Annotated in this window: 16 protein-coding genes and 1 pseudogene; 6 read left to right on the top strand and 11 right to left on the bottom strand. The window is 68.9% G+C overall.

All coding sequences use genetic code 11. The annotated features are described in order from the left end of the window. Nucleotides 1-2: 2 nt before the first annotated feature. The 4 genes from AZL_RS25195 to AZL_RS25180 form a co-directional block, all read right to left on the bottom strand. Nucleotides 3-347, bottom strand: a complete 345-nt coding sequence (locus tag AZL_RS25195) for a Na+/H+ antiporter subunit C (protein WP_012977245.1) — start codon at nt 345-347, stop codon at nt 3-5. Then, nucleotides 347-3,313, bottom strand: a complete 2,967-nt coding sequence (locus tag AZL_RS25190) for a monovalent cation/H+ antiporter subunit A (RefSeq protein WP_012977244.1) — start codon at nt 3,311-3,313, stop codon at nt 347-349. The genes AZL_RS25195 and AZL_RS25190 overlap by 1 nt, the downstream gene beginning before the upstream one ends. 77 nt (nt 3,314-3,390) lie before the next feature. Beyond that, entirely contained in the window at nt 3,391-3,885 is a 495-nt protein-coding gene (locus tag AZL_RS25185; RefSeq protein WP_012977243.1) for a PTS sugar transporter subunit IIA, read from the bottom strand. Between the two features lie 24 nt (nt 3,886-3,909). After that, a complete protein-coding gene (locus AZL_RS25180) occupies nt 3,910-4,812 on the bottom strand; it encodes a universal stress protein (RefSeq protein ID WP_012977242.1) in 903 nt (300 codons plus the stop codon). A 223-nt stretch (nt 4,813-5,035) separates the two neighbouring features. On the opposite strand from AZL_RS25180, the gene AZL_RS25175 reads away from it, so the two are divergent. After that, nucleotides 5,036-6,715, top strand: coding sequence for an ATP-binding protein (locus AZL_RS25175; protein ID WP_247894486.1), 1,680 nt, complete (start codon nt 5,036-5,038; stop codon nt 6,713-6,715). Continuing rightward, nucleotides 6,712-7,344, top strand: a complete 633-nt coding sequence (locus AZL_RS25170; RefSeq protein WP_012977240.1) for a response regulator transcription factor — start codon at nt 6,712-6,714, stop codon at nt 7,342-7,344. The genes AZL_RS25175 and AZL_RS25170 overlap by 4 nt, the downstream gene beginning before the upstream one ends. Before the next feature lie 27 nt (nt 7,345-7,371). Here the strand turns inward: AZL_RS25170 and AZL_RS25165 are convergent, their stop codons facing one another. After that, nucleotides 7,372-8,532, bottom strand: coding sequence for a serine hydrolase domain-containing protein (locus AZL_RS25165; protein WP_012977239.1), 1,161 nt, complete (start codon nt 8,530-8,532; stop codon nt 7,372-7,374). A gap of 247 nt (nt 8,533-8,779) precedes the next feature. On the opposite strand from AZL_RS25165, the gene AZL_RS25160 reads away from it, so the two are divergent. Continuing rightward, complete coding sequence (locus tag AZL_RS25160; protein WP_012977238.1) at nt 8,780-10,627, top strand: sigma-54-dependent Fis family transcriptional regulator; 1,848 nt, start codon at nt 8,780-8,782, stop codon at nt 10,625-10,627. A 6-nt stretch (nt 10,628-10,633) separates the two neighbouring features. Here the strand turns inward: AZL_RS25160 and AZL_RS25155 are convergent, their stop codons facing one another. The 6 genes from AZL_RS25155 to AZL_RS25130 form a co-directional block, all read right to left on the bottom strand. Beyond that, entirely contained in the window at nt 10,634-13,078 is a 2,445-nt protein-coding gene (locus tag AZL_RS25155; protein ID WP_012977237.1) for an efflux RND transporter permease subunit, read from the bottom strand. A 19-nt stretch (nt 13,079-13,097) separates the two neighbouring features. After that, a complete protein-coding gene (locus AZL_RS25150; protein ID WP_012977236.1) occupies nt 13,098-14,246 on the bottom strand; it encodes a WD40/YVTN/BNR-like repeat-containing protein in 1,149 nt (382 codons plus the stop codon). Nucleotides 14,247-14,328: 82 nt separating this feature from the next. Next, nucleotides 14,329-15,699 (bottom strand): DUF1329 domain-containing protein, encoded by a 1,371-nt coding sequence (locus AZL_RS25145; RefSeq protein ID WP_012977235.1) that lies wholly within the window; start codon nt 15,697-15,699, stop codon nt 14,329-14,331. A 44-nt stretch (nt 15,700-15,743) separates the two neighbouring features. Beyond that, the gene (locus AZL_RS25140; protein WP_012977234.1) at nt 15,744-17,411 is read right to left on the bottom strand and encodes a DUF1302 domain-containing protein; all 1,668 of its coding nucleotides are present in this window, start codon (nt 17,409-17,411) and stop codon (nt 15,744-15,746) included. Between the two features lie 80 nt (nt 17,412-17,491). Next, the gene (locus AZL_RS25135) at nt 17,492-18,589 is read right to left on the bottom strand and encodes an NAD(P)-dependent alcohol dehydrogenase (RefSeq protein WP_012977233.1); all 1,098 of its coding nucleotides are present in this window, start codon (nt 18,587-18,589) and stop codon (nt 17,492-17,494) included. 79 nt (nt 18,590-18,668) lie between these two features. After that, the gene (locus AZL_RS25130) at nt 18,669-20,132 is read right to left on the bottom strand and encodes a benzaldehyde dehydrogenase (RefSeq protein WP_042445603.1); all 1,464 of its coding nucleotides are present in this window, start codon (nt 20,130-20,132) and stop codon (nt 18,669-18,671) included. Between the two features lie 424 nt (nt 20,133-20,556). Between AZL_RS25130 and AZL_RS25125 the strand changes: the two genes are divergently transcribed. From AZL_RS25125 to AZL_RS25115, 3 genes and pseudogenes are all read left to right on the top strand, one after another. Further along, entirely contained in the window at nt 20,557-21,168 is a 612-nt protein-coding gene (locus AZL_RS25125; RefSeq protein ID WP_012977231.1) for a glutathione S-transferase family protein, read from the top strand. Nucleotides 21,169-21,223: 55 nt separating this feature from the next. Continuing rightward, nucleotides 21,224-22,207: pseudogene (locus tag AZL_RS25120) on the top strand (pyridoxamine 5'-phosphate oxidase family protein); the annotation flags it as partial. Nucleotides 22,208-22,299: 92 nt separating this feature from the next. Next, nucleotides 22,300-22,764, top strand: coding sequence for a DUF1348 family protein (locus tag AZL_RS25115; protein WP_012977229.1), 465 nt, complete (start codon nt 22,300-22,302; stop codon nt 22,762-22,764). The last annotated feature ends 91 nt before the right edge of the window (nt 22,765-22,855 follow it).

Here is a 22,855-nt window from a genome sequence, read left to right as displayed (position 1 = left end):
GCTCACCGGCCGCTCTCCTTTCCGTCGACATGGTCCGTCCCGGTCAGGCCGCGGGCGGCGAGCAGCAGGACGAGGAACAGGGCGGTGGTGGCGAAGCCGATGACGATCGCCGTCAGCACCAGCGCCTGGGGCACCGGGTCGGCATGCATGGCCAGATTGCCGGCCCGGCCGCCCTCCAGGATCGGCGGCGCCCCGGTGCGCAGGCCGCCGGTGGAGAAGATGAAGAGGTTGACGGCATAGGACAGCAGCGACAGGCCGACGATCACCTGGAAGGTGCGGGGCCGCAGCAGAAGCCACACGCCGGAGCCGGTCAGCACGCCGATGCCGAGCGAAAGGATCAGTTCCATCAGTCGTCTCCCACGGCGGTCTCTCCCAAGGGGACCGGCACCGGTTCGGGCACCGCCGGAACCTCCGGCGGGCGGGGAGCGGCGGCGCGGTGGCCGCGCAGCGATTGGCGGGCCAGCGCGATCAGGATCAGGATGGTGGCGCCGACCACCAGGGCGAAGACGCCGATGTCGAACAGCAGCGCGCTCGCCACCGGGATCTTCCCCAGCAGCGGAATTTGCGAATAGGCGAAATAGCTGGTCAGGAACGGCCGTCCGACCGCCCAGGCGCCGAGCCCGGTGCCGGCGGCCAGCAGCAGGCCGATGCCCATCCAGCGCATCGGCAGCACCCGCAGCCGCGCCTCGACCCATTGGGTGCCGCCGAACATGTATTGCAGGATCATCGCGATGGCGACGGTCAGCCCGGCGGTGAAGCCGCCGCCCGGCAGATCATGGCCGCGCAGCAGCAGGAACAGCGCCACCAGCAGGATCAGCGGGAACAGAAGACGCGCGATCAGCGACGGGATGAACAGCCAGTCGGCCACCGTGTCGCCGTCCTTGCGGTCGGGACGCGAGGCGTCGAAGGCGCTCTGGTCACGCTGCTGTTCGGGAACGTCGACGCTGTCCGCCGCCGGGCGGAAACGGCGCAGCAGGGCATAGGCGGTCATCGCCACCACCCCGAGCACGGCGATCTCTCCCATGGTGTCGAAGCCGCGGAAATCGACCAGGATGACGTTGACGACATTGGTGCCGCCGCCCTCGCTGTAGGCCAGCTCCAGGAAATGGCGGGCCAGCAGTTCCGGCGGGAAGCGCGTCATCACCCCGAAGGCCAGCCCGGCCATGCCGGCCCCGGCGGCGACGGCGATGCCGAGATCGCGCAGGCGGCGGGTCAGGGTGACCGCCTCCGCCCCGCGGCTGCCGGGGATGTCCAGCCGCTTGGGCAGCCAGCGCAGGCCCAGCAGAAGCAGGATGGTGGTGACCACCTCCACCAGCAGCTGGGTCAAAGCGAGGTCGGGGGCGGAGAACCAGACGAAGGTGACGCAGACCACCAGCCCGGTGCCGCCGAGCAGGATCAGCGCCGCCAGCCGGTGGAACTTCGCCTGCCAGGCCGCCCCCAGCGCGCAGGCGGCCCCCAGCAGCCAGACCAGCGCCAGCACCGGGTCGATGCCGGACGGCGCCAGGTTGCCCGGCCCCACCCCGCGCGTCCACACGGTCCAGCCGGCGGCCAGCACCGCGGCGACCACCACCAGCCGGAGCTGCGGTTGCAGGCGGCGGGTGCCGAGCAGCCCCTCCGCCGTGCGGGCCAGCCGCCAGGACAGGAAGACCATCGTCCGCTCGAACATCCGCCGGCCCTCCAGGCTGCGGATCAGCGGCGGTCCCTCGATGCCCTTGGCGAGATGGCTCTGGAGCAGACGGTAGAGGATCAGCCCGGCGGCGAAGGCGGCCATGCTCATCATGAGCGGCAGATTGAAGCCGTGCCAGACGGCGAGGCTGTAGTCCGGCGTCGCCGCCCCCAGGGCGGCGCGGGCGGCCATGTCGAGATAGGGGCCGACGGTGGAGGCCGGCAGGATGCCGATGATGATGCAGGCCAGCACCAGCACCTCGACCGGGAAGCGCATCCAGGACGGCGGCTCATGCGGCTTGTGCGGCAGGTCGACCGGGTCCGGCCCGAAGAAGGTGCCGTGGATGAAGCGCAGCGAATAGGCGACGCTGAAGGCGCTGGCCACCATCGCGGCGACCGGCAGCACGTCGAAGAAGACCGGCAGCGGTTCCTTGGCGGACAAAGCCTCGGCGAAGAACATCTCCTTCGACAGGAAGCCGTTGAGCAGCGGCACGCCCGCCATGGCGCCGGCGGCGATCAGGGCGAGGCGGGCGGTGAAGGGCATGAAGCGGTTCAGCCCCGACAGCCGCCGGATGTCGCGCGTCCCCGTCTCGTGGTCGATGATTCCGGCGGCCATGAACAGCGAGGCCTTGAAGGTCGCGTGGTTGATGACGTGGAAGATCGCCGCCACCATCGCCAACTCGCTGTTCAGGCCGAGCAGCAGGGTGATCAGGCCGAGATGGCTGATCGTCGAATAGGCCAGCAGCCCCTTCAGGTCATGCTGGAAGATGGCGATGTAGGCGCCGAGCAGCAGGGTGGCGAGGCCGGCGGTGCCGACGATCCAGAACCAGGCCTCCGTCCCCGCCAGCACCGGCCACAGCCGGGCCATCAGGAAGATGCCGGCCTTCACCAGCGTCGCCGAATGCAGGTAGGCCGACACCGGGGTCGGCGCCGCCATGGCGTGCGGCAGCCAGAAATGGAAGGGGAACTGCGCGCTCTTGGTCAGGGCGCCGAGCAGGATCAGCACCAGGGCCGCCAGATAGAGCGGATGGGTCCGGATGCGGTCGCCGGCCGCCAGCACGGCGTCCAGCTCGTAGCTGCCGACGATGTGGCCGAGGATCAGCACGCCGGCGAACAGGCACAGGCCGCCGGTCGCCGTGACCGTCAGTGCCATGCGGGCGCCGTCGCGCGCCGCGGCGGTATGGTGCCAGTAGCCGATCAGCAGGAAGGAGAAGAGGCTGGTCAGCTCCCAGAAGAAGGCGAGCTGGATCAGGTTGCCCGACAGCACCACCCCCGCCATCGACCCCATGAAGGCGAGCAGGAAGGCGAAGAAGCGCGGCACCGGATCCTCGGCCGCCATGTAGTAGCGGGCATAGACCACCACCAGCGCGCCCACCCCGAACACCAGCCCGGCGAACAGCCAGGCGAAGCCGTCCATGCGCAGCGAGAAATCCAGCCCGAGCGACGGCATCCAGCCGGCCGAAAGGCGGAGCACGCCGCCCACCGAGACCGTCGGAAAGGCCGCCCACACCATCGCCAGCCCGACCAGCGTCACCCCGCCGGCCAGCCACGCCGCCGCGTTGCGCGCATGGGTGGGCAGCAGCCCGGCGGCGGCGGCACCGGCGAAGGGAAGGACGAGGGCGATCAGGAGCGGGAGTGCGTCGGGCATGAATTCCTGCGGCGGACGGGCGGCAAACCGGCGGCGAACCGGGGCGGCGGCGCTTGGCGGATGGGAGGCGGGAGGAATCAGAGCGGCGGCACGTCGTCCGGATCCCGGTCCTCCGCATCCTGATCGACGGATTGCAGGATGATCTGGGCCGCATCCTCGGGCGTCTTCGCCCCGCGCAGCCGGCGCAACGACTGCGGATCGCGCAGCCCCCCGCAGATTTCCGCCATGGCGGCCAGCAGACCCTTGCGGTTCGACGCCGGCCACAGCGCCAGGAAGACCAGATCGACCGGCTCGTCATCGCGCGCGTCGAAGTCGATCGCGCGCTGGAGCCGGGCGAACAGGACGACGGGGGCCGCAAGCCCGGCAAGCTCGGTGTGGGGAAGCGCCACGCCCCGGCCGAGCGCGGTGGAGCCGATCTTCTCCCGCGCCAGCAACGCCTCCAGGATTTCCGGCGCCGACCGCCCGCTGCGGACGGCGGCCTCCGCCGCCAGCCGGTCGAGCAGCGCCGCCTTGGTGCCGGGCGCCGCGTCGAGAATGACGTCGGTCGCGGAAAAAAGCTCGGTGATGGCCATCCGGTTCTCCATTGGGGCGCAAAATCAGGGCCGGGGGGTCGGGTCGGACACCGCGGACCGCCCGTCGCCCGTGCCACCGATCAGAACGTCGCAGGGCAGCGTCTCGATCACCTCGGACGCCGTGCTGCCGAAGAGGACGCGGGAAACGCCGCCGCGCCGGGCGGAGCCCATGGCGACCAGATCGTACCGTCCGTCCCGCGCCCGCTCGACGATCCTCCGGGCCGGAGAGCCGGCGAGCAGGATCGTCTCCACCGCCGCCCCGCCGGTCGAGCCGCCGAGCACGTTCCGGAAATCGTGCGCGATGTGCTCCCTGTCCAGGGCGATCATGTCCAGCGGCGCGGCGTCCGGCGTGGACATGGCCTGAAGCGGACCGGACTGTCCGGCGTTCCCCGGCAGGTCCAGGACATGCAGCAGGTGGATGCACCCCTCCCGCGCCAGCATCCGCGCACCGTCCACCGACGGCCGCGACCGTTCGGAGAAGTCGACCGGCACCAGCACCCGCCGATAGGGCTGGAGCGGCTTGTCCCTCACGATCAGCATCGGCGTTCCATCGGCGATGGCGATGCGCTCGACGGTGGAGGCCAGGAAGAGATCCGCCACCCAGTCCCGCTGATGCAGGCCGACAACCAGAAGGTCGGGCCGCCACAGCCCGGCATAGCCGGCGACCCGGTGCTCGACCGCCTCGCCGCGCACCGCGACCGCCTGGGCCCGGATGCCGGCCCCGCCACTCGCGGCCCGCATGTGGCGGTGCAGTTCGTTTTCCACATGGTGCGGCGGCAGGCAGCCATAAGGGCCGCCGCCGTCGATGACATGCAAGGCCGTCAGTTCCGCGTCGAACCGCCGGGCGAGCTGGACGGCACGCTCCAGGGCGCGGTCCGATTTCGGTTCCAGGTCGGTTGCCAGCAGAATGCGCCTTAAGCTCGTCATCGTGATCGTCCCGGTCCCGTGATGTCTCCGGTCTGTGCCCGCCCCCCGACGGAAATCGCTCCGCAGGAACGCTGTTAATGATCGGAAGCCGGCGGCAGTCTGTCCATGCCGGGAAATACGGACTTGAAAGGGCTGTGCGTGGCGCCGCCGGCTGTCCGTAGTAATACGGGGCGGATGATTTCACCTGATGCGGTTGGAGCCGGCTGGCGTTACCATCCCCCCCATGCCACAGACTATCCGCCACCGATGGATGTTCATTCCGGCCTATCTGGCCGCCCATGTCTTTCTCGACTGGATCAGCTTCATCCATGCGGTCTCCTCGATCAACATCACGCCGTGGAACCCGCCGGCCGGGCTGATGATGGGGCTGTCGGTGCTGCTCGGCCTCCGCGCGGCGCCGCTGGTCTGGCTGGGGCTGACCGCCGCCGACATCGTGGTGCGCGATCTGCCGGTCGTCCTGTGGCTGGCCTCCCTGTGGTCCGTCTCGCTCTGGACGCCGCTTCTGGCGAACGGCGTCGTCGCCGCGGGCTATGGCGTGGCGGGCCTGCTGCTGCGCCGCAGGATCGATCCGGGGCTGCCGCGGCTGCGCGACATCGTGCTGCTGCTGGGCGGCGGCGCGGTGGCGGTGCTGGCGATCGGGCTCTGTTTCATCGCCATCCACACCATGGCCGGGCTGTTCGAGTGGAGGCGCTTTCCGGAGGTGCTGCTGCATTATTGGACGGGCGAGGTGATCGGCATCGCCGTCCTGACGCCGATGGTGCTGATCGGCCGGCGCATGCCGGCGCCGCGCTGGTCCTGGAGCGGGGCGGCGGAGATCCCGGCCTGGGGGGCGTTGATCGGCTTCGCCCTCTGGCTCGATTTCGGACCGTTGGCCTCCTCGCAATACGAGCATTTCTACCTGCTGTTCCTGCCGGCGATCGGGATCGCGGTGCGCCACGGGCTGGGCGGCGCGGTGCTGGCCTCGGCCGCGACGCAGGCCGGGCTGATCGCCGCCATCCAGGCGACCGGCGTCGACACCGGGCGGATGGCGCATTTCCAACTGCTGATGCTGACGCTGGCGATCACCATCCTGCTGCTGGGCGCCGTGGTCAGCGAACGCCGCCGGGCGGAGGACCGGCTGCGGGTGCGGCAGTCCGACCTCGCCCATGCCTCCCGCCTGATCGAGGCGGGCGAGATGGCGGCGGCGCTGGCCCATGAGCTGAACCAGCCGCTGGCGGCGACGATGGGATACGCCCGCGCCGCCCGCAAGGTGGCGCGGCTCGAAGCGGCCTCCCCCCGGCTGACCGAGATCCTCGACAAGACCGTCGCCCAGGCGGAACGGGCCGACCGGGTCATCCGCAGCCTGCGCGATTTCGTGCGCAAGGGCGCCGGCAGCCGCGACCCGCTGCCGGTCGCCACGCTGATCGCCGACTGCCTGGCTCTGGCCGGGCCGCAGGCCAGCCGCCATTCGGTCGAGATAACGGCGGAGGTCGAGCCCGCGCTTCCGGCGATCGGCGGGGATGCCATCCAGTTGCAGCAGGCGATCCTCAACCTTGTCCGCAACGCCGCGGAGGCGATGGGCGGGATCGCGGACGACGCCCCCTCCGCCACACCGCACCCGCCCCGGCGCCGCATCGTGATCTTCGCCCGCCCGGCGACCCAGCCCGGCTTCGTCGCCATCGGCGTGCGCGACAGCGGCCCCGGCCTTGCCGAAATGGTGGAGCGCAACCTGTTCGCCCCCTTCGTCACGACCAAGCCGACCGGCATGGGGCTTGGGCTGTCCATCGTCCGCACCATCGTCGAGAGCCATGGCGGCGCCCTGACCGCCGGACGCGGCCCCGACGGAAGCGGAGGCGGCGGGGGAACCGTGTTCCAGTTCACCATTCCCGTCCATGCGGCGGACAAGGACGGAGACGCCGCATGACGACCGGGACGCAAGCCACCACACCAATCGCCTTCGTAGTGGACGATGATGAAGCCGTGCGCGACGCCCTGGCGCTCCATCTGGATCTCGCCGGGCTGGCCGTGCGCTGCTGCGCCTCGGCCGCCGAGTTCCTGGAAACGGTCTCCCCCGATCAGCCGGGCTGCGCCATCCTCGACATCCGCATGCCGGGCATGGACGGGTTGGACTTGCAGCAGGAGATGATCCGGCGTGGCCTGACCCTGCCGGTGATCATCATCACCGGCCATGGCGACGTCACTGCCGCGGTGCGGGCCTTCCGGGCCGGTGCCGTGGATTTCCTACAGAAGCCGTTCGACGAGGATCTGCTGATCGAGCGGGTGCAGGAGGCGTTCGAGCGCGACCTCGCCGCACGCCGCGCCGATGTCGAGGCCGGCGAGATCCGCCGCCGTCTCGCCCTGCTCAGCCCGCGCGAACTGGAGGTGATGGAGCTGGTCGCCCAGGGATTGCCCAACAAGACGATCGCCCACCAGCTCGCCATCGGCATCCGCACGGTGGAAACCCACCGCGCCCGCGTGCTGGAAAAGATGGAGGCCCGCAACGCCCCGGAACTGGCGCTGATGCGGATGAAGCTGGGCGGCCGCCACGACTGAACCGCAGCGGCCGGGCGTCGCTCCCGCCTACACACCGACGATGGCGTCGCGCAACTCGTCGGCGAAGGGGCCGGCCATGCCGGAGACCGCCGTGTTCGTCATCGCCACCATGCTGAGGCGTCGGGCGGGATCGACCCAGAAATGCAGCCCGAATACGCCGAACCAGCCCCAGCTTCCCGGCGACAGCGGGACGCCGGCGGCGGCCGGATCCCGGACGATGCCGACGCCCAGGCCGAATCCCCATCCCGGTCCGGGAATGAAGACCTCCGCCCCGCCGACCGCGTGGGTGGTGAGCGCGGCGACGGTCTCGGGCCGCAGGATGCCGCCGCCGCCGGTGCGCAACGCCTCCAGCAGCTTCAGATAATCCGGCGCCGTGCCGACCATGCCGCTGCCGCCGGACAGGAAGGACGCGGCATCGAACAGACGGGACGGCATGTAGGTCAACAGCCCCGGACCGAATGCCAGGGTGTCGTTGTCGGCCATCGCCGCCGGAAGCGGCTCGCGGTCGATGTAGGGGGCGCTCAGACGGTCGCGGGCGGCCGGTGCGAAGCCGGTGTCGGCCAGACCGAGCGGGCCGGTCACCAGCGCGGAGACGGCCTCGGCCAGCGTCCCGCCGAAGGCGCGCTCCACGACGGCGCCCAGGATATCGGTCGCGACGGAATAGCACCAGCCGCGGCCGGGTGGAAACAGCAGGGGCGCCGCCGCGATGCGGCGCAGATTCTCCTCCATCGGGACGCCCAGCGCATCGAGCCCGTCCGACACGCCGAGGCGGTGATAGGGACCGTCCGGCGGCTCCAGGAAGCCATAACCCAGCCCGGCGCTGTGGCTGAGAAGCTGGGCGATGGTGATGACCGGGACGGTGCCGTCGGGCAGACGGGGGCGAAACTCCGGCAGCCACTCTTGAACCGCGCCATCGAGCGACAGGATGCCCCGTTCGACCAGGGCGAGGGCGGCACAGGAGACGATGGGCTTGGTCAGGGAGGCCAGACGGAAAATCGTGCCGGCGCCCGCCGGTTTGCCGTCTTCGCGGCTGGCCCAGCCGGCAGCGATCTCCGCCACGGTTTCGCCGTCCCGCGCGACGGCGACGACGGCACCGACGATCCGGCCCGAACCCACATGCCGATCCACAACCATGCCAACGCGGTCGGACAGGCTGGAAACGGTATCGATGCCATCGCGCACAATCATTGCCGGAACCCCCAACTGGTGAATCGGAAAATTTCAGTCAACTGGACATAAGAGTCGCAAAGCAATCAGCATGCCACGCAACGCTTCGGAGAGGCGCCGGGAAAATTCATTGATATCAATATGATCAGCGAAAAATTTCTCAGGCCTCGATCCGGCCGATTCATGAATTGCGCAAATTGGCGTTTTCTTTCATGATTTGATAAAAGTTATGAACAAGAACAGTTTGCGGGAGGAGCGTTTGGAGTCCATGGACGGGCATCGCGTGCGGCAAATCTCCCTGGCGGAGGCGTCCCGCCAATCCGGCAAGCTGATGAGCCGCGGGTGCAGCGACGAGCTGGATGCGTCGGCCGCACCGACCATGCGCGAATTGACGGAATGCCTTTATTTCTCGATCGGCGACGGCCGCATCTGGCTGAACGACCGCCGCATGCTGCTGTTCGACGTCGCCAATCTGGGCATGATCCGGCGCGAACTGATGGACGCCATCGGTGTCGAGCGGACTCGCGCCCTGTTCACCCGCGTCGGCTATGCCCAGGGGGCGCGCGACGCCGACCTGATCCGCCGCCGCTGGCCCTCCGGGGACCTGACCCTGTCCTTCGCCGCCGGCCCGCGCATCCACACGCTGGAAGGCTTCGTCAAGGTCACCACCCGGCGCTTCGAGTTCGACATCGAGAAGGGCCACTATCTGGGAGAATTCATCTGGCATGATTCCGCCGAGGCCGACGAGCACATCACCCATTGCGGCATCAGCGGCGACCCGGTGTGCTGGATGCAGGTCGCCTACGCCACCGGATACACCAGCCGGATCTTCGGCAAGCTGATCCTGTTCCGCGAGGTCGAGTGCCGGGGCATGGGAGCGCCGCTGTGCCGTGTCATCGGCCAGCCGGCCGATGCCTGGGGCGACGCCGCGCTGGACATGGAGGCGCTCGGCATGAGCTGGGATAAGCCCCGGCGGCCGGGCCGGAAATCCGCCGCGTCGCCCGACCGGACGCCACCGGCGCCGCAACGGGACGCCGGGGATGACCGGGGGCCGGTGATCGGCCTGTCGGCCAGCTTCATGGCGGCGCGGCACATGCTGGAGCGGGTGGCCTCGACACGGGCGACCGTGCTGCTGGTCGGCGAATCCGGCGTCGGCAAGGAGCTGTTCGCCAGCACCCTGCACGATCTCAGCCCCCGCCGCGACGGCCCCTTCGTCGCCCTGAACTGCGCCGCCATCCCCGATACGCTGGTCGAATCCGAACTGTTCGGGGTGGAAAAGGGCGCCTACACCGGAGCCGCCGCCGCGCGGCCGGGCCGCTTCGAACGGGCCGACGGCGGCACCCTGTTCCTCGACGAGATCGCCTCGCTCAGTCCGGTGGCCCAGGGCAAACTGCTGCGCGCCCTGCAACAGCGCGAGATCGAACGGGTCGGCGGGGTTAAGACCGTCAAGGTCGATGTGCGCGTCGTCGCCGCCACCAACGTCGACCTGCGCGACGAGGTCAAGGCCGGGCGGTTCCGCGAGGATCTGTTCTTCCGGCTCAACGTCTTTCCCATCGCGCTGCCGCCGCTGCGCGAGCGTCGCGACGACATTCCGCTGCTGATGGAGCATTTCCTCGACCTCTATGCGCAGGAGCATGGCCGCCGGCCGCCGGGCTTCACCCGTCGCGCCACCGAGGCGCTGCTGAACTACCGCTATCCCGGCAACATCCGCGAATTGCAGAACCTGATCGAGCGCGGCGTGGTCTGCGCCGCCGAAGGGGAATTGATCGACATCGCCCACATGTTCCGCCCCGGCGAGATGGCGCCGCCGACCGCCTACTCGCTGGAACCGGATGGCCGCATCGGCCTTCAGGACGGCGCCGACACGGACCGCCGGGAAAGCGGCGACGTGTTCGAGCGGCTGGTCGCCGACGGCCTGCCGCTGGCGGATATGGAGCGCGGCGTGCTGAAGGCGGCCCTGGCCCGCCACAGGGGCAATGTGTCGGCGGCGGCGCGGGCGCTGAACCTGACCCGCGCGACGCTGGAATACCGCCTGAGCAAGCATGGGCTGGCACCGGGACAGGAGAAGGGCACCGAGAAGGGCGCCGCCGCCCCTCTCCTCCCCGACCCCGCCTGACGCCCGTCAGACCATGACCTTGGCAGTGCGGGCGGCATCGACCGCCGGCGTGGCGCGCGGCAGCAGGAAGCAGGCGAGCGCCGGCAGCAGGATCAGCGCGCCCAGCATGTTCCACAGGAACATGAAGGCCAGCAGGATGCCCATGTCGGCCTGGAACTTGATCGGCGACCAGTACCAGGTGGCCACCGCCACCGCCAGCGTCAGGCCGGTCAGCATCACCACCCGGCCGGTGAACAGCAGCGAGCGGTAATAGGCGACCGACAGGCTCTCCCCCGCCCGCAGATGGGACAGCACGATGCTGAGGACGTAGAGGGCGTAATCGACGCCGATGCCGACGCCGAGTGCGATGACCGGCAGAGTCGCCACCTTGACCCCCATGCCCAGAACCACCATCAGCGCCTCGCACAGGATGGAGGTGAGCACCAGCGGGATCACCGCCGTCGCCACCGCCCGCCAGGACCGGAAGGTGACGAAGCACAGGAGGATCACCGCGCCATAGACCCAGATCAGCATCTCGTGCATCGCCTTGCCGACGACGATGTTGGTCGCGGCCTCGATGCCGGAATTGCCCGCCGCCAGCAGGAAACGGACGTTCGGATCGCCGTTGCCGGCGCCATACTCCTCCACCGCCGCGACGACGCGGGCCAGCGTGTCGGCCTTGTGGTCCTGGAGATAGACGTACAGCGTCAGCAATGAGCACATCTTGTTGAAGGATTCGCGCGGCGCGATGGTCTGGGCCACGCCGAGCGCGCCCTCATTGGGGATCAGCTCGAACCATTTGAAATTGCCCTCGTTGAAGCCGACCCCCGCCAGCTTGGCGAGCGTCGCCATCGAGCTGGTGGCCTCGACACCGGGAAGCTGGCGCAGCCGCCATGCCAGCTCGTCGACCCGCGACAAGCTGCGGTAGGCGGTGCACTGGTCGTTCGGCGTCTTCACCATCACAACCAGGATGTCGGAGCTGGCGGCGTAATTGCCGACCATGAAGGCGCTGTCGCGGTTGTAGGCGGAGTCCGGCTGCAATTCCGGGGCGCCGGGATCGAGATCGCCGACTTTCAGGTCCAGGCTGACGCGGTAGCCGCCGGCCGCCAGCAGGGCCGCCACCGCGATGGCCATGGCGGCGTAGCGGCGCTGGGTGAACAGGTCGAGGAAGCGCCACGCCCAATGCTTGTTCCCGGCCTCCCGCCCATCCCCGCGCATATCGGCCTCCTCGCGCAGGCTGCGGCTGGCGGCACTGGCGCTGACCCCGAGATAGGAGAGCAGGATCGGCAGCAGGATCAGGTTGGTGAAGATCAGCACGCCGACGCCGATGCTGGCGATCACCGCCAAATCCTGGATCACCTTGATGTCGATGATGATCAGGACGGCGAAGCCGACGGCGTCGCACAAGAGCGCCGTCAACCCGGCGACGAACAGCCGGCGGAAGGTGTAGCGCGCCGCCACCACCCTGTGGGTGCCGCGCCCGATGTCCTGCATGATGCCGTTCATCTTCTGGGCGCCATGGCTCATGCCGATGGCGAAGACCAGGAAAGGCACCAGCACCGAATAGGGATCGAGTTCATAGCCCAGCAGCGACAGCAGGCCGAGTTGCCACATCACCGCCACCAGCGAGCAGCACATCACCAGCAGCGTGCTGCGCACGCAGCGGGTATAGGCCAGCACCACCAGGAAGGCGATGGCGACGGCGGCGACGAAGAACAGCAGGACCTGCTCCAGCCCGGCGATCAGGTCGCCGACGATGCGGGCGAAGCCGGTCACATGGAGCTTCACGCCCATCGGCTCGTATTTGGCCTTCAGCGCATCGAGGCTCTGGGAGAATTTGCGGTAGTCGAAGGGCTTGCCGGTTTCCGGCTCGACATCCAGCAGCGGCACGAAGATCACGCTTGAGCGGAAGTTGGCGGCCACCAGCTGGCCGATCTCGCCCGAGCGCTCGACATTGGCGCGCAACGCCTCCAGGCTGGCGGCGGAGCCGTCGAACCCGTCGGGGATCACCGTGCCGCCGTCGATGCCCTGTTCGGTCACCGCGGTCCAGCGGGTGGCCGGGGTCCACAGCGATTTCAGGAAGGGGCGGTCGACGCCGGGCAGCAGGAAGACCGCGTCGTTGATGGCGCGCAGGGTCTCCATGTAGCGCTTGTCGAAGATGGTGCCGGAAATGGTGCCGTCCGCCGCCTCGACGGCGATCCGCACCGAATTGCCGAGCCCGCCCAGCTCCGACTTGTGCGCCAGATAATTGGCGATGTAGGGATGGCCGGTCGGGATCATCTTCTCGAAACTGGCGTTCAGCCGCAGATGCGTCGCCTGCCAGCCGAGAAACAGGCTGGCGATCAGGCACAGCGCCACGACGGCGACGCGGTTGTTGAACAGCAGCCGCTCCAGCCGGCTGCCCGACTGGCGGTCGAAATCCTCCAGCCGGGCGATGACCGGGGGCTGGCCGAGGGCGTCCTCGCTGATCATGTCGGTAAGCCTTTATGTCTTAAGGGGCGGGGGCCAGCGGGGCCATTCCGCGCAGGCTGGACAGGACGGTGCGCGATCCGTCGGAAGCGGAGCCGGCGGAAGCGGAGCCGGCGGAAGCGGAGCCGGCGGAAGCGGAATTGGCGAAGGCGGCCCCCGTCAGCGGCAACCCGGTGCGCCGCACCAACGCGAAGCGGCGCCCGCCATCGCGGCTTTCCAGAACCGCTCCCGCCTGATCGACCGCCAGCGCCTGCCCGCCACTCTGGGTGATCGCGCTGATGCCGGTTTCGCTGGGCATCTCCACCTTGTCCCAATGGTCGCCGCGGTCGGCGGAGCGGTAGGCGTTGCCCTTCAGCCCATAGGCGAGAAGCGCGCCGTCGTCGAACACGGTCAGGCCGAACCAGCTTCCCTGATAGGGCGAGTCCAGCGGCGTGAAGCTCCGGCCCCGGTCGGTGGAACGCAGCATCAGCCCCTGCTCGCCGACGATGTAGAGATCGTCGGCGTTGGCTCCCCTCCCCGCCCGCAAGCCATAGAGATGCAGGCCGTCGGGGTTGGGGAGCGCCGCCATGACCGAGGTCCAGCTCGCACCGCCATCCTCGGTGCGGAAGGCGAGGCCATAGGCGCCCACGACCATCCCATCCCGATCGTTCCAGAAATGGAGGTCGAGAAAGGGCTTGTCCGGCCCGTCCTTCAGCAGCGACGCCCCGGACCTGGCGTTGGCGGCACCGGCCGGGTCGGCCGCCGCCCGTTCCGCCGCCGTGATGCCGTCGAGTTGCAGGCGCCAGCTTTCGCCGCCATCGTCGGTGCGCAGCACCACGCCGAGATGACCGACCGCCCAGCCGGTGCGCCCGTCCACGAATTGCAGCGCGGTGAGGCTGACGCTGACCGGAACCTTGGCCTGCCGCCAGGACGCGCCGCCATCGTCGGACAGCAGCGCGATGCCGCGCTCCCCAACCGCGACCAGACGGTTGCCGACCGTGGCGATGGCGAGCATCGCCGCCTCCGGCGCGCGCGCGGAGGGGGTCGAGGGACGGGACAGCACCGGAAAATCGACCCGCGCCGGAGCGGCGCCGGTGGCGGCGCCGGGTGTGACGGCCGAGGTGGCCGCGCCGGCGGATGCGGACAGCGCCAGGGCGGCGGCCAGAAGGATCCATCGATGCGGGGCGTTCATGGAGCCCTCCGTTGAAAAATGACCGTTGGGGATCGAAAGAGGTCGCCGGGCCGGATCGGATCGGATGGCCCGGCGGCCCGCCTTATTGGACGCTGCTGTTGGCCAGCGCGTCGGGGCTCCAGTCGGTTTCCGGGCGCCGGGGCACCGCGGTGTATTGCTTGCTGAGGCCGTTGGAGGCGGCGTTCAGGTAGTAGGAGCCGGTGCGCAGGTCGTAGCCGCCCCAGAAGACGTTGGTCACCACCGCCGGAACGTCCGGCGCCAGCAGGGTCAGCGAGTAGTTGTTGCGCCACAGCTTGCCCTGGGCGTCCCAGCCGTCGAACATGACGATCTGCCAGCTGTCCTCGTCCAGGTAATAGCGGCGCTTCGGCACCACATGGCGCCGGCCGTCCTTCAGCACGGCGTCCACCACCCACACCCGGTGCAGCTCCCAGCGGACCAGATCGGGGTTGAGGAATTTCGGCCCCATCAGCGTCTCGATCGGGGCGGAGGCGGCGCGGTTGTTGTTATAGGGGATGTACATCTCCTTCTTGCCGGCCAGGGTGAAGGCGTAGCCGTCCACCGGCCCGAACATCATGAAGGCCTCGTCGAAGAAGCCGACGCCGGAGGTCACGAAATCGGGGGTGTCGTAGGCGACGGAGGGAGCACGGCGGACACGGCGCTGGCCGACCAGATACTGCCAGATGGCGCGCGCCTTGCCGGCGGCCGACGGCTCATGGACCAGGATGGCCTCGCCCCGGCGCGAGGCCGGACGCTCGTTGATGAAGCGGCCGAGCTGGTTGACGCCCTCGTATTTCTCCAGGCTGCCGTCCTTGTAGTAGTAGGGATACTGGATGTACTCCTGCCCGGCGGACGGCTGGACCCGCGCCCCGTCGGGCGTGACGATCCAGGTGCCGAGCGAGAATTCGACGCTCTCGCCGTTCCAGGCCAGCCGATGGTTCCAGATCGCCTCATAGCCGTCGGCGGGAATGGGAAAGGGGATCCCGCCATAGGCTCCCTCGACGGCATAACCGTTGTCGGCCAGCTTGGCGCGGGTGGCGTTCTTGCGGGTGTTGTCATAGACCCACTGCGGCGCCGCCGCCGTCCGATGGCTGGGATAGACGTCGAGCCGCATGTCGGGATATTTCGCCAGCAGCGCCTGGACGCCATCGGCCAGCTTGTCGGCATATTTGCCGGCGGACTGTCCGGTGATGGCGTAGAGCGGCTTTTCCGAGGCGAAGGGGTCGGCGCGTTCGCCGCCGGGGGTGTAGCCGGGCAGCGGCTTGGTCATGCCGCCGGTCCAGGCCGGAATGCTGCCATCCTTATTTCCGGCCATCTCGGCGCCCATCGGGGTCAGGCTGGCGCCGAGCTTGGCGGCGTCCTGGGCCGACGACGCGGCCACGGCGGTTCCCATGCCGGCGGCCAGCAGCGAGCCGGCCATCAAGGCGGCCACCGGAACAATGGTCATGCGTTTCATTCTCGAAGACTCCTCGTGCGCTGATCGTTCCCGATGCGCGGGGTTCAGAAGGACCGCTTGGCGTAGAAGCCGACGAAATCGCGATCCTTGGAGGTCTGGGCGAAGGTCAGTTCCTGCAACGGCGTGCGCCCGGCGACCGCCGGGGTCAGGCCGACGCCGCCGCCGCCGAAGTAATGGGTCAGGCTGGCGCCGAACTGCCAGGCGGTCTGATAGGTGAAGTCGGCGCCGATGCTGATGTCGCCGCCGCGCGACACCCGGCCGGCGAAGCCGGGCACCGCCGAGGAGCGGCCATAGGGCGACCAGCCGATGCCGAGCGGGATGTTGACGTCCAGCCCGTTGGCGACCTGGAAATAGGTCACGGTGAAGATGCTGCGCAGCGCCAGCGCGCTGCGCGTGGTACGGGGATCGAGGGCCGACGGGTTCTTGTCGATGGCGAGGCGGTCGTTCCAGGCGATCTCGCCGACCAGCGAGGCGCCGTCCCACAGCGGGGTCGGCGTGAAGGCGTGGATGGCCGAGGTCTGGACATGCAGCGTGCGGCCCACCGCATAGGCCGGATTGCCGCTGTTGTTGGCGGCGTCGGTGGTGATCTGCGGATCGCTTTCCAGCGGCGCGTTCCAGCGGTAGGAGATTTCGCCCGCCACGTTGGTGCGGCCGATGACGGTGCTGGCGCTGACGCCCACCGTCTTGATGTCCTCCGGATAGACCAGACGCAGCCGGCCGATCCGGCCCGCCGCGACGTCGGCGGCCGAGGGGTTGGCGTTGGGGATCAGGTAAATCTGCGGGGTCTTGTCATGATACTTGGCGAAATAGAAGCCCAGCTCGACATCGCTGTCCTCCGGCGTGTAGCGGGCCTGGACGCCGAACTGGCCGCTGTCGCGCGCCTTCATGTCCTGGCCACGCCAGAAGGCGGCGGGCCCGCCGCCCCTGACCAGCGGGCCGCCGGCGATCAGCCGTTCGGCGCCATCGCCGACGAAATCGAAGGTGCTGAAATAGCTGCCGGCCGCCGGCAGCCGGGTCGGGCGCCACTGGAACTGGTAATAGCCGCCGACCGACAGGTTTTCCGACAGCTGGAGGCTGCCCGACGCCTGCCACACCGGCATCAGCAGTTCCTTGAACTGGGTGCCGGGAACGCTCAGCAGCTTGGCGACGTCGATGGGCTGCTGCGCCGCCGCCACGCCGTTCTGGCCGAAGAACAGGCTTTCGCCGAAGACCAGCGAATGGCGGCCAAGCCGCAGCGAGGCGCGTTTGTCATCCACCGTGAAATTGTTGTAGACGAAGGCGTCCTGCAATTCGGTATTGCGGCCATGGATGCGGCGGGTGGCGCGGGTGAAGCTGTCGGCCGGAACACTGACCGAATTGCCGAAGCCGGTCTCGTTGTCGGTCTTCTGGTTATAGACGGTGTCGTACCAGGCCGCACCGCTGAGCCGGACGCCGTAATCCTTGGTTCCGGCGGTGAATTCCGACAAAAGGTCGGCGCGGTTGGAGATCAGCCCCCGCTTGAAATTGCGGTTGCCGTCGTCGAGGTTCACGTCGGTGAGCTGGCTGTCCTTCGGATCCTGCAACCGGAAGGCGTTCGAATATTTCAAGGTGTTGTCGAAGGTGATCTTGAAGCCGTCGTCCCCCACCTCCCAGCTCGCCGCCCGGACCGGAGCCGAGGCGAGAAGGGACAGCGCGACACTCCCCAGCAATATTGTTTTCGTTGAAGGCGTCATTCTCTCTGCACTCCCTGGATTTTCGCCAAATGGTCGATGGTGTCACCTGATCGGTTGCGGTCTCGTGCCGTGCGGTCACCTCACGGCAGGCGGACCACCGGCTTGATGGTCCGTCCATGCTCCATGTCGTCGATGGCCTGGTTGATCGCGTCGAAGGGGTAGAAGCGGACCATGCGGTCGAAGGGAAAGCGGCCCTGCCGGTACAGCCCGATCAGCATCGGGATGAAGACGTCGGGGTTGGTGTCGCCCTCGACGATGCCCATCAGCCGGCGGCCGCCGCTCATGAAATGGACCTCGTCCAGCGTGATCTCGCTGCCGAACGGCGAGGCGCCAAGCAGGCCGCACAGACCACGCGGCGCCAGCGACTCCACCGCCTTGCGGATCACGCCGGCGTTGCCGGTGGTGTCCAGCGCGTAATGGACGCCGCCGGTCAGCGCCAGGATCTCCGCCGTGGCGTCGGCGGAGGCCGAATTGATGGTGTGGGTGGCGCCGAAGGAGAGGGCGGCCTCCAGCCGCGTCTCCCGGATGTCGACGGCGATGATGGTCGCCGCCCCGGCGAGCCGCGCCGCCATCACCGCCGACAACCCGACCGAGCCGGTGCCGAAGATGGCGACCGCCCGTCCGGTCTCGACCTTCAGCGCGTTGAGGATGGCGCCGGCCCCGGTCTGGACGCCGCAGGCCAACGGCCCCAGCAGTTCCAGCGGCACGTCGTCCGGCACCTTGACCACATTGCGCGCGTGGCACAGCGCATGGCTGGCGAAGGAGGACTGGCCGAAGAAATTGCCGTGGACGCGCTCCCCCTCCCTGGACAGCGCGCTGGTTCCGTCGGGCCGGGTGCCGAAGAAATTGCGGGGAAAGAACTCGTGGCAGCTGCTGGCGTGATGCTCCCGGCAGCTCGGGCAGGTGCCGCAGGAATTATAGGTCATCACCACCGGATCACCGGGGCGGACCTTGGTGACGTGGGCGCCGACCCGCTCGACGATGCCGGCGCCCTCATGGCCCAGTACCACCGGTTGCGGCGTCGGCAGATGGCCGTCCCGCACCACGAGGTCGGTGTGGCAGATCCCGGTCGCGACCACGCGCACCAGGATCTCGTCGTCGCGCGGTTCCTCCAGATCGAGGGTCTCGATCGACAAGGGGGCGCCGTTAGCGCGCGCGACCGCCGCTTTGATCTTCATCTCGGAATTTCCAGGAAAGGGGTCGTGGAGCGGCCGGCGGAGTGCGGCCGGCCGGATGGGACCGGCCGAAGCCGTCGGGTCAGAACGGATAGGCGGGAGCCGTCGGCTTGACGGTCAGCCATTGCCAGCGCGTGTATTCGCGCCAGTCCGACGGCGACCCGCCATTGCCCGAACACCCGCGTCCGCTGAACGGGTTGACGCACTCGTCGTTGACGGTCTGGTCATTCACATGGACCATGCCGGCGTCGAGCCGTTCGGCGACCGCCCAGGCGCGGGCGAGATTGGGGGACAGCACCGCCGCCGACAGGCCATACTCGGTCCGGTTGGCCAGCTCGACCGCCTCGTCGTCGCTGGCGACGGTGACGAAACTGGCGACCGGGCCGAAGACCTCCTCCTCGAAGGCGCGCATGCCGGGGCGTACGCCCGACAATACCGTCGGCCAATAGAAGCGCCCGTCATGCCGGCCGCCGGCCTCCAGCACCGCCCCGGCGCGGACGCTGTCCTCGACGATGGCGTGAACCTTCGCGGCCTGACGGTCGTTGATCAGCGGACCGAGCGCCGCCGGCTCGCGGGCGGGATCGCCGACCGGCAGATGGCGGGCCTTCTCGGCGACCTTGGCGATCAGATCCGCGGCGATCGCCCGATGAACGAGGATGCGGCCGCTGGCCATGCAGATCTGGCCCTGGTGCAGGTAGGCGCCCCAGGCGATGTTGCGGGCGGCGAGGTCGAGATCGGCGTCATCAAGGACGATCAGCGAATTCTTGCCGCCAAGTTCCAACGAGACCTTCTTCAGCCTTGCGCCCGCCAGTTCGCCGATGCGCCGGCCGACCGCGGTCGAGCCGGTGAAGCAGACCATGCCGACCGCCGGATGGGTGACCAGCGCCTCGCCGACGTCGGCCCCGCCGGGCAGGACATGCAGCAGGCCGGCGGGAAGCCCCGCCAGTTCCAGGGCGCGGGCGATGATCAGGCCGCCGCTGACCGGCGTCTGCGGATCGGGCTTCAGCAGCACGGCGTTGCCGGTCGCCAAGGCCGGCGCCACCGCGCGCAGCGACAGGATCAGCGGAAAATTGAAGGGAGAGATCACGGCCACCAAGCCATGGGGCGTGCGGCGGGCCACGCTGAAGCGTCCGGGCGCGCTCGGCAGCATCTCGCCGGACGCCTGCAACGGAATGCCGGATGCCAGATGGAACAGGGTGACCGCCTCGCGCAGCTCATGCTCGCCCTTGGCCGGGATCCCGCCGGTCTCCCGCGCGACGAAGCCGGCGAGTTCGGGGAGGTTGGTCTCCAGCAAAGCCGCCGCGCGGCGGAAGATGTCCGCCCGGTCCCGTGGCGACACCGCCACCCAGGCGCGCTGGGCGGCGACCGCGGCGGCGGCGGCCGTCTCCACATCCGCCGGTGTGGCCTCTCCGACCTGGGACAGCGGTTCGCCGGTCGCCGGCTCGATCACCTTGCGGCTGGTGGCGGCCGGACGCCAGGAGCCGTCGAACAGGCTGCCGGCCCACAGGGTGTGATCGAGAAATTCGGGATATGTCCTGTTGTCCAAAACTTCCTCCGGAAGGTCGCACCGCGGTGGTGTCGGCGGTCGAAAGCCGCGGCTTTCCCCCATCAAAGCAAGCGCCGTGCCGAAGTTGGCAAAGCTGACAGTCCATGAGCGCAACAGACAGCGGACACCGCGAAATAGCGCGTTTTGCTGACAATGATGTTTCAAAACAATCCAGGACCGCCCAGGCTATGGCGATGGCTGGAGATCGGATGCGTTCCTGAAATCCTGAAACGCGCCGGGCGGCTTCCTGAAATCCTGAAGGGGACCATGCCGGCGCGACGGATCATCCCCCAGAGGCTGGGGATTATTTCACCATGCGCAATGATGAACTGCCCAGGCCGGTCATTCCCACCGCGGGGCGGATGCAGCAGTCTGGTGGTGCGGAACGGGACTGGCCCGGTCCGGCGGATCACCGGAGTTTGACATGAAGCTCTATCACCATCCCCTGTCGGGCCATGCGCATCGGGCGCGTCTGTTCGTCTCGCTTCTCGGCCTGCCCCATGAACTGGTCGAGGTCGACCTGATGGCCGGCGCCCACAAGAGCGCCGACTTCCTGAAACTCAATCCCTTCGGCCAGGTGCCGGTCCTGGACGACGAGGGCGTCATCGTCCCGGACTCCAACGCCATCCTCGTCTATCTCGCCAAGAAGGCGGGGCGCGGCGACTGGCTGCCGGAAGACCCGGCCGGCGCGGCGGCGGTGCAGCGCTGGCTCTCCGTGGCCGCCGGGGAACTGGCCTACGGCCCGGCGGCGGCCCGGCTCGTCACCCTGTTCGGGGCGACGTTCAACGCCGACGAGGTCATCGGCCGGGCGCATACCCTGCTGGGGCGGCTTGAAAGCCGGCTGAGCGGACGGGACTGGCTGGTCGGCGACCATCCGACCATCGCGGATGTCGCCATCTACAGCTACGTCGCCCGGGCGCCGGAAGGCAACGTCGACCTCTCGGGCTACCCATCCGTCAGGGGGTTCCTCCGTCGCATCGAGGAGCTGCCGGGCTTCGTCCCCTTCGCGCGGACATCGGCCGGCCTGACGGCCTGACCCCCCGCCCTGATCTCCCCGGCCTGCCCGTACCCGCCAGCATGGGACACCGATCATGACCGCGACATTGACGACGCTGCCGACCTGGCATGAGGGCGAGACGTTCATCCAGCGGACGCTGGGGGTGGCGGAACGGATGGAGTCCGTCGGCCAGCGGGCGATCCGCGACCACATGCCCGACCAGCACCGCGACTTCTACGCCCAGCTTCCCTTCATCGTGCTGGGCAGCGTCGACCCGGCGGGCGACCCCTGGGCGACCTTCCTCGTCGGCAAGCCCGGTTTCCTGTCGTCGCCGACGCCGACGGCGCTCGACATCGCCGCCCATGCCGACCCCGGCGATCCGGCGGGCGAGGGCATGCGGGACGGCGATCCCATCGGACTGCTGGGGATCGAGATGCACAGCCGGCGCCGCAACCGCATGAACGGCGTCGTCACCGCCAACGGCTCGGGATTTCGGATCGATGTCGACCAGAGCTTCGGGAACTGCCCCCGCTACATCCGGCTTCGCGACATCGGCTATGCGCGGGATCCGGCGGAGCCGTTCACGGCGGTGGTGGAGACCCTGCCGCGGCTCGACGCCGCGGCGCGCGCCCTGATCGGGGAGGCGGATGCCTTCTTCGTCGCCACCTTCGCCGACCGTGCGGAGCGCCGTCAGGTCGACGTGTCCCATCGCGGCGGCAAGGCGGGGTTCGTCCGCGTCGCGGAGGATGGCACCCTCACGGTGCCCGACTTCAACGGCAACCTCTTCTTCGCGACCCTCGGGAACATCCTTCTCAACGGCAAGGCCGGGCTCGTCTTCGTCGATTACGCGACTGGCGACCTGCTGCAAATGACCGGAGATGCCGAGGTGATCCTGGACTCGCCGGAGATCGCCGCGTTCCAGGGCGCCGAGCGGCTGTGGAGTTTCCGGCCGCGCCGCATCCTGCGCCGGGCCGGAGCCCTGGCTCTGCGCTGGTCGTTCCGCGAGGACGGCTGGCCCCCCAGTTCCCTGATCACCGGGGATTGGGCGGAGACGGCGGCCCGCTTGCGGGCGGCCGAAGCGGGACCGGATGGGGAAAACCGCATCCAACCCGCCCTTTGACGCCTTCACCCTTTTGCCTGTCCCACTTTTGCCATCCCAAGGAGCATGCCATGTCCCGTCCGCCGCTTCCCCCCTTCACCGAAGAGTCCGCCATCGAAAAGGTCCGGCTCGCCGAGGATGGCTGGAACAGCCGCGATCCGGCGAAGGTCGCCCTCGCCTATACCGAGGACAGCCGCTGGCGCAATCGTGCCGAGTTCGTGACCGGCCGCGCCGAGGTCCAGGCCTTCCTGACCCGCAAGTGGAACAAGGAGCTGGAGTACCGGCTGATCAAGGAACTCTGGGCTTTCGCGGGAAACCGCATCGCGGTGCGCTACGCCTATGAATATCGCGACGACAGCGGCCAGTGGTACCGCGCCTATGGCAACGAGAATTGGGAGTTCGCCGAGGATGGGCTGATGCGCGCCCGGCACGCCAGCATCAACGAACACCCGATCGCCGAAGCGGACCGCAAGTTCCACTGGCCGCTCGGCCGCCGGCCCGACGACCATCCCGGTCTCAGCCATTTCGGCTTCTGACCATCACCGCCGCCCTGCCGCACGGCCTGCGGAATCGGTCCAAACTCCATTTGCCAGGCCGGCGGTCGCCCGGCTATCACGAGGAACCACC

Origin of the sequence: Azospirillum sp. B510 (assembly GCF_000010725.1) — a bacterium.
GTDB classification, from domain to species: Bacteria; Pseudomonadota; Alphaproteobacteria; order Azospirillales; family Azospirillaceae; genus Azospirillum; species Azospirillum lipoferum_B.
Note: the sequence above shows the minus strand (reverse complement) of the source record. Positions and strands in the feature narration are given on the sequence as shown.